Genomic DNA, 6429 nt, shown 5'->3' with positions numbered 1-6429 from the left:
CCATGGAATACGCCGCCGACAAGTGCGACATCTTCGTGTCCGCCACCGGCAACAAGAACGTGATCCGCTACGAGCACATGGCCGCCATGAAAGACGAAGCCATCGTCTGCAACATCGGTCACTTCGACAACGAGATCGACGTCGCGTCGCTCGAAAAGTGTGTGTGGGACGAGATCAAGCCCCAGGTCGACCACATCACCTTCCCCGACGGCAAGAAGATCACCCTGCTGGCCAAAGGCCGCCTGGTGAACCTGGGTTGCGCCACCGGCCACCCCAGCTTCGTGATGTCGTCGAGCTTCGCCAACCAGACCATCGCGCAGATCGAGCTGTTCACCAAGCAGGACCAGTACGAATCGGGCAAGGTCTATGTGCTGCCCAAGCACCTGGATGAAAAGGTTGCCCGTCTGCACCTGAAGAAGGTCGGCGCCATGCTGACCGAACTCAGCGACGAGCAGGCCGCCTACATCGGTGTGAGCAAGGCCGGCCCTTACAAAGCCGACACGTACCGCTACTGATCCGCATGCGGGCAGACCAACTGCTCGTCGAGCGCGGACTGGCGGCGTCCAAGTCGCAAGCGCAGCGCCTGATTGCATCGGGCGTGCGCTGGCGGCTGCTGCCGGGCGACTGGACCACCGTCTCGAAGAACGGCCAGGAACTGCGCGAGACGGTGGAACTGCAGGCGGTGGACAACGCCGAGACGCGTTTTGTCTCGCGCGGTGGCCTCAAGCTCGACGGTGCCTTGCAACGCGTGGCGCTCGACGTGCGCGGCCTGCGCTGCCTCGACGTGGGCCAAAGCAGCGGTGGATTCACCGACTGCCTCCTGCAACGTGGCGCCCGGCAGGTGGTGGGCGTCGACGTGGGGCAGGGCCAGTTGCATCCGCGCCTGCGTGACGACGCGAGGGTGGTCTGCATCGAACGCTGCAACGCACGCGACCTCACCGCCGAGGCATTGACCGATGCGGGTGGGGAAGCCGCCGCCGCACCGTTCGACCTGATCGTGGGCGACCTGTCGTTCATCTCGCAGACGCTGGTGTGGCCGGCGCTGGTGCCCCTGCTCAAGGCGGGCGGCCAGGTGCTCATGCTGGTCAAGCCGCAGTTCGAACTGCAGCCCGAGCACATCGGCAAGGGCGGCCTGGTCAAGAGCGAAGCGAGCTACCCGCTGGTGCGCGAACGCATCGGGCAGGTGGTCCAAGACAGCGGCCTCGTGCTGCTCGACTATTTTGAGAGCCCGATCACCGGTGGTGACGGCAACCGCGAATTTCTGGTGTTCGCCCGCCTGCCGGCCTGAGGCCCGCGGCGGTGTCGAACCCGCACATTTCTGGAGAACCCCATGGGCCTGCCCGTGAGTTTTGAATTCTTTCCGCCCAAGACGCCCGAGGGCGTGGAGAAGCTGCGCGCGGTGCGCCAGCAGCTGTATCCCTTGAAGCCCGAGTTCTGCTCGGTCACCTACGGCGCCGGCGGTTCCACGCAGGAAGGCACCTTCAACACCGTGCGCGACATCCTCGCCGAATCGGTACCGGCGGCTTCGCACTTCTCGTGCATCGGCGCCACCAAGGCTTCGGTGCGCGAACAGCTCGCCACGCTCAAGGCCATGGGCGTGAAGCGCCTGGTGGCGCTGCGCGGTGACTTGCCCAGCGGCTACGGCGCGGGCGGCGAGTTCCACTACGCCAGCGACCTGGTGACCTTCATCCGCAGCGAGACCGGTGACGATTTCCACATCGAGGTGGCGGCCTACCCGGAGGTGCATCCGCAGGCGAAGTCGCCCGATTCCGATTTGCAGGCCTACGTGACCAAGGTGCGCGCGGGCGCGCACTCGGCCATCACCCAGTACTTCTACAACAGCGACGCTTACTTCCGCTTCGTGGACGACGCGTACAAGCTTGGCGTCGACGTGCCGGTGGTGCCCGGCATCATGCCCATCACCAGTTCCACGCAGCTCATGCGCTTCTCGGACGCCAGCGGCGCCGAGATCCCGCGCTGGATCCGCCTGCGCCTGCAAGCCTTCGGCGACGACAGCGCTTCCATCAAGGCCTTTGGCCTGGACGTGGTGACCGACCTGTGCGACCAGCTGCGCAACGGCGGCGTGCCGGCGCTGCACTTCTACACCATGAACCAGAGTGCGGCCACGCTGGAGATTGCGAACCGGCTGCAGCTGTCATGAGTTTGAAGGGCGCGTTCACCCTCGCTCTGGCCACCGTGTTGTGGCTGGGTGGGTGTGCGACGCAGCCGCCTTCCGGTCCACCGCTGTCCAGCACGCCCGCGGCAGGCGATGCGCCCGCGGTGGGTGCGGTGATCCCGCCACAGGTGGGTGAGGTGCCATCTCCAGCGCCCGATGCGGTGGACACGACGCGCGATCGCGAAATCGAGCGGGGTCGCGCGTCTTGGTATGGACCCCGGTTTCACGGACGGCGCACGGCCAGCGGCGAGACCTTCAACATGCACGATCTCACCGCGGCCCACAAGACGCTGCCGTTCGGCACACGCGTGCGGGTGCGCAACCTCGCCAATGGTCAGGAAGTGGCCGTGCGCATCAACGACCGGGGCCCCCATGTGCGGGGCCGCGTCATCGACCTGAGCCGCGCAGCGGCCCAGCAGATCGGCCTGCTTCAGATGGGCGTGGCGACGATCGTGGTGCTGCGCGACTGAAACTTTGATCTGCGTCAAAGGCCGGCGTGGCAGGCTCGCGATCCCTTGTGCGCATTGACGCAGCGCAACATCGAGCGGGTCCAGGTCTTCTGTAATGGGTGTCGGGAATGTTCCCGGCTCGATCACTGAACACCATGAAAAAGACCACTCTGGCCATTGCCTCCCTCGCACTGCTGGCATCGGGTGCTGCCGTTGCGCAAGACTTCACCGCAGGCTCGTTGCTGGTGCGCGCGCGCGCCGTGCACCTGGACAGCGCCAACAAGGACAGCACCGGTCTGGACCTGTCGATCAACAACAAGACGCTGCCCGAAGTGGACTTCACCTACTTCTTCAGCCCCAACCTGGCGGCCGAGCTGGTGTTGACCGTGCCGCAAAAGCAGCGGGTGTACGCCGGCGCCACGCAGATCGGCACGCTGAAGCATTTGCCACCCACCCTCACGTTGCAGTACCACTTCAACCACGCCAGCGGCATCAAGCCCTACGTGGGGGCGGGTGTGAACTACACGCGCTTCAGTTCGGTGGAGCTGCTCGGCGGCGCGGCCGACCTCAAACGCAACAGCTACGGCCTCGCGTTCCAGGCGGGCGTGGACTTCCCCCTGTCCAAAAACCTGTACCTCAACGTCGACGTGAAGAAGGTTTACATCAAGACCGACGTGATCGCCGGCGGCAGCAACATCGGCACCTTCAAGGTGGACCCGGTGCTGGTCGGCGTCGGTCTGGGCTGGCGCTTCTGAGTCGGTGCCGGGGCGAGCGCCTCAGCGCTCGTCAAAGCTGACGACCAGGTGATCGCTCGTGGGGCGCGCCTGGCAGCTCAGCACAAAACCCTGGTCGGTTTCCCAGGGCTCCAGCGTGTAGTTCTTTTCCATCGCCACCGAGCCCTGCATCACCTTGGCCCGGCAGGTGCAGCACACGCCGCCGCGGCACGACCAGGGCAGGTCCAGCCCCGCGTTGAGGGCCACATCGAGCACGCGCTCGTCCCGGTTCATGCGCAGTTCGTGCGGCTTGCCGTCGAGCATCACGGTGAGCGCGACTTCACCCTCGCTGTGCACCGCCGCATCGGCGTGACCCAAGACCACCGCCTTCCGTGTCGCGGCGGGCAAGGCTTCCAGGGTGGGCGAGGTGAAGCGCTCGGTGTGCACCCGGTCGGGCCGCACGCCGGCGTCGAGCAGGGCCTTCTCGGTCGCATCGATCATGGCCGCAGGACCGCAGACGAACACCTCGTCCATGCTGGCCACCGGCAGCAGCGTGGCGATGAGCGCGCGCACCTTGTCGCCGTCGATGCGGCCTTCGAGCAACGGCACCTCTTGCGCCTGGCGCGAGAGGATGTGGATCAGCGTGAGCCGGTCGGCGTAACGGTCTTTCAAGTCCTGCAGCGCTTCGTTGAACATCACGCTGTCCATGCGGCGGTTGCCATAGACCAGGGTGAATTTCGCCTGCGGCGATTCTTCGAGCGTGCTGGCCATGAGCGAGAGGATGGGCGTGATGCCCGAACCCGCTGCGAAGCCCACGCGGTGCAGCGCGCGCGCCTTGTGCACGGTGAAGCGGCCGTCGGGCGGCATCACCTTCAGTGTGTCGCCGGCCTTGAGTTCGCTCGCCGCCCAGTTGGAAAACACGCCACCGTCCACCGGCCGGATGCCCAGCGTGAGCTCACCCTGTTGCGTGAGCAGGCTGCGCGGGCTGCTGATGGAGTAACTGCGCCGCACATCTTGCCCGCCGATGGTGGCGCGCACGGTGAGGAACTGGCCCGGCTCGAACGCAAACGCCGTGCGCTGCTCGGGCGGGACGGCCAGCGTGATGGCCACCGCGCCCGCGGCCTCGGGGCTGATGCGGGCGATGGGCAGCTCGTGGAAGCGGGGTGCGGTGCTCATGGCATCAATAGGGTTTGAAGTAGTCGAAGGGCTCCAGGCAGTCGAGGCAGCGGTACATCGCCTTGCAGGCGGTGGAGCCGAAGGGCGATGTCTCGGTGGTGTGGGTCGAGCCACACTGCGGGCAGGGCACCGCCTCGCGCTGCAGGGCCTGGCGCGAAAACTTCAGCACGTTGGTGCCGGCGTTCGCGCTGCTGCCGCATTGCGGCGGTGCGATGCCGTAGGCGCGCAGCTTCTCGCGCGCGGCCTCGCTCATCCAGTCGGTCGTCCAGGCCGGGGCGAGTTGTGTCACCACGCGCGCGCCGATGCCGGCGTTGACCAAAGCCGCGCGCACATCGTCCTCGATCTGCCCCATGGCCGGGCAGCCGCTGTAGGTGGGCGTGATCACCACCTCGGGTGTGCCGTCGGCACCCGCGCGCACCTCGCGCAGGATGCCGAGCTCGCTCAAGCTGACCACCGGGATTTCGGGGTCGCTCAGGTCGGCGAGCGCGGCCCAGATCGCAGCGTGGTCCCCGGCGGCGGCGAGCGTCATGGTGCTGCTCACCACACCGCTTGCGGGTGCGTGCGCGCCAGGCTCTGCATCTCGGCGAGCAGAAAACCCATGTGTTCCGAATGCACGCCCAGCTTGCCCTGCGGTACGTAGCCCTGCACCGCCGGGCGCTTGAGCGTGGCCTCTTGCACCGTGTCGTCCACCAGGGCGTCCCAGTCGGCCTTGAGGCTGGCCAGGTCGGCGCCCGTGCTGCTCTGCACCGCCTGTGTTTCGGCGTCGCTGCCGATCCAGAACTCCTGGCAATACGGCAGCAGGTGGTTGAGCGCGGCTTGCGCGCGGGCGTGCGACTCAATGGTGCCGTCGCCGAAACGCACCAGCCAGTCGCTGGCGTGGCGCAGGTGGTAGCGCACTTCCTTCAATGACTTGGCCGCGATGGCGGCGAGGTGCGCGTCGGCCGAGTTCTGAAGCCTGTCCCACACCAGCACCATGAGCGCGCTGTAGAGGAAGTTGCGCGTGATGGTGGTGGCGTAGTCGCGGTCGCCCGAGGCGGTGCTGGCCAGCGCGCCGCTGTGCGGCAGCTCCAGCAAGGTGAGGTTGCGGAACTCGTGCGTGTCGCGGAAGTAGGCCAGGGTGTCTTCGCTCACCCGGCCGTCGGTGCGCGCGCCTTGCAGGTGCTGGAACCGTTGCGTCAGGTCAGCGTCGTCGTTGATGAGCGCGGCGGCGTGCTGGTACAGCATGCGGGCCTGGCCCAGCAGGTCGAGGCTGTTGTTGGCCAGGGCCAGGTCCTCTTCGAGGATGGGCCCGTGACCGCACCACTCGGCGTTGCGTTGGCCGAGCACCAGCGCGTTGTCGGCGAGGTGCAGCAAATAGTCCACGGGTGCGTGGGTGGGGGCCGAGACCATCACATGTGCCCCACTTGGTCGGGGATTTCGTAGAACGTGGGGTGGCGGTACACCTTGTCGGCCGCTGGGTCGAAGAAGCTGTCCTTGCTGTCGGGCTCGCTGGCCGTGATGCTGTTGGACGGCACGACCCAGATGCTCACGCCCTCCTGGCGGCGCGTGTACACGTCGCGCGCCATTTGCAGCGCGTGGGGCGCGTCGCTGGCGTGCAGGCTGCCGCAGTGCTTGTGCTCAAGGCCCTGCTTGCTCCGCACGAAGACTTCCCACAGAGGCCATTCTTTCAGCGCCGTGCTCATGCCGCCTCCTTCATGGCGCGTGCCTGTTGTTTGGCCGCATGGGCCAGGGCCGCCTCGCGCACCCAGGCGCCGTCGTTCCACGCTTTCACCCGCGTGGCCAGACGCTCCTTGTTGCACGGGCCGTCGCCGTTGACCACCGCCCAGAACTCGTCCCAGTCGATCTGCCCGTAGTCGTGGTGACCACGCGCCTCGTTCCATTTCAGATCGGGGTCGGGCAGGGTCACGCCCAGCAC

9 protein-coding genes and 1 pseudogene are annotated in these 6429 nt (G+C 66.8%); 5 read left to right on the top strand and 5 right to left on the bottom strand.

What is annotated here, in order from left to right; all coding sequences use genetic code 11:
* From Q1W68_RS14335 to Q1W68_RS14315, 5 genes are all read left to right on the top strand, one after another.
* Window positions 1–515: adenosylhomocysteinase (locus tag Q1W68_RS14335; RefSeq protein ID WP_300716976.1), on the top strand; the 515-nt coding region annotated here is incomplete at its 5' end.
* Between the two features lie 5 nt (window positions 516–520).
* Window positions 521–1288: a TlyA family RNA methyltransferase gene (locus tag Q1W68_RS14330; RefSeq protein ID WP_300716975.1), complete on the top strand. Its 768-nt coding sequence runs from the start codon at window positions 521–523 to the stop codon at window positions 1286–1288.
* A gap of 42 nt (window positions 1289–1330) precedes the next feature.
* Window positions 1331–2161: a methylenetetrahydrofolate reductase [NAD(P)H] gene (gene metF, locus Q1W68_RS14325; RefSeq protein ID WP_300716974.1), complete on the top strand. Its 831-nt coding sequence runs from the start codon at window positions 1331–1333 to the stop codon at window positions 2159–2161.
* Window positions 2158–2646, top strand: a complete 489-nt coding sequence (locus Q1W68_RS14320) for a septal ring lytic transglycosylase RlpA family protein (RefSeq protein ID WP_300655959.1) — start codon at window positions 2158–2160, stop codon at window positions 2644–2646. Before metF ends, Q1W68_RS14320 begins: the two co-directional genes overlap by 4 nt.
* Window positions 2647–2780: 134 nt before the next feature.
* On the top strand, window positions 2781–3380 hold the full coding sequence (locus tag Q1W68_RS14315; RefSeq protein WP_300655957.1) for an OmpW family outer membrane protein: 600 nt from the start codon (window positions 2781–2783) through the stop codon (window positions 3378–3380).
* Between the two features lie 21 nt (window positions 3381–3401).
* On the opposite strand, the gene Q1W68_RS14310 is transcribed toward Q1W68_RS14315, so the two are convergent.
* The 5 genes and pseudogenes from Q1W68_RS14310 to Q1W68_RS14290 form a co-directional block, all read right to left on the bottom strand.
* Complete coding sequence (locus Q1W68_RS14310) at window positions 3402–4514, bottom strand: 2Fe-2S iron-sulfur cluster-binding protein (protein WP_300716973.1); 1113 nt, start codon at window positions 4512–4514, stop codon at window positions 3402–3404.
* A gap of 4 nt (window positions 4515–4518) precedes the next feature.
* Entirely contained in the window at window positions 4519–5043 is a 525-nt protein-coding gene (gene paaD, locus Q1W68_RS14305) for a 1,2-phenylacetyl-CoA epoxidase subunit PaaD (RefSeq protein ID WP_300716972.1), read from the bottom strand.
* Between the two features lie 8 nt (window positions 5044–5051).
* Window positions 5052–5903, bottom strand: coding sequence for a 1,2-phenylacetyl-CoA epoxidase subunit PaaC (paaC, locus tag Q1W68_RS14300; protein WP_300716971.1), 852 nt, complete (start codon window positions 5901–5903; stop codon window positions 5052–5054).
* Window positions 5903–6196: a 1,2-phenylacetyl-CoA epoxidase subunit PaaB gene (paaB, locus tag Q1W68_RS14295; RefSeq protein ID WP_300655951.1), complete on the bottom strand. Its 294-nt coding sequence runs from the start codon at window positions 6194–6196 to the stop codon at window positions 5903–5905. Before paaB ends, paaC begins: the two co-directional genes overlap by 1 nt.
* Window positions 6193–6429: pseudogene (locus Q1W68_RS14290) on the bottom strand (1,2-phenylacetyl-CoA epoxidase subunit A); the annotation flags it as partial. The pseudogene Q1W68_RS14290 and the gene paaB, both read right to left, overlap by 4 nt.

Source organism: Hydrogenophaga sp., from assembly GCF_030158645.1.
Taxonomy (GTDB): domain Bacteria; phylum Pseudomonadota; class Gammaproteobacteria; order Burkholderiales; family Burkholderiaceae_C; genus Hydrogenophaga.
This window is presented reverse-complemented; position numbering and strand designations above follow the sequence as displayed.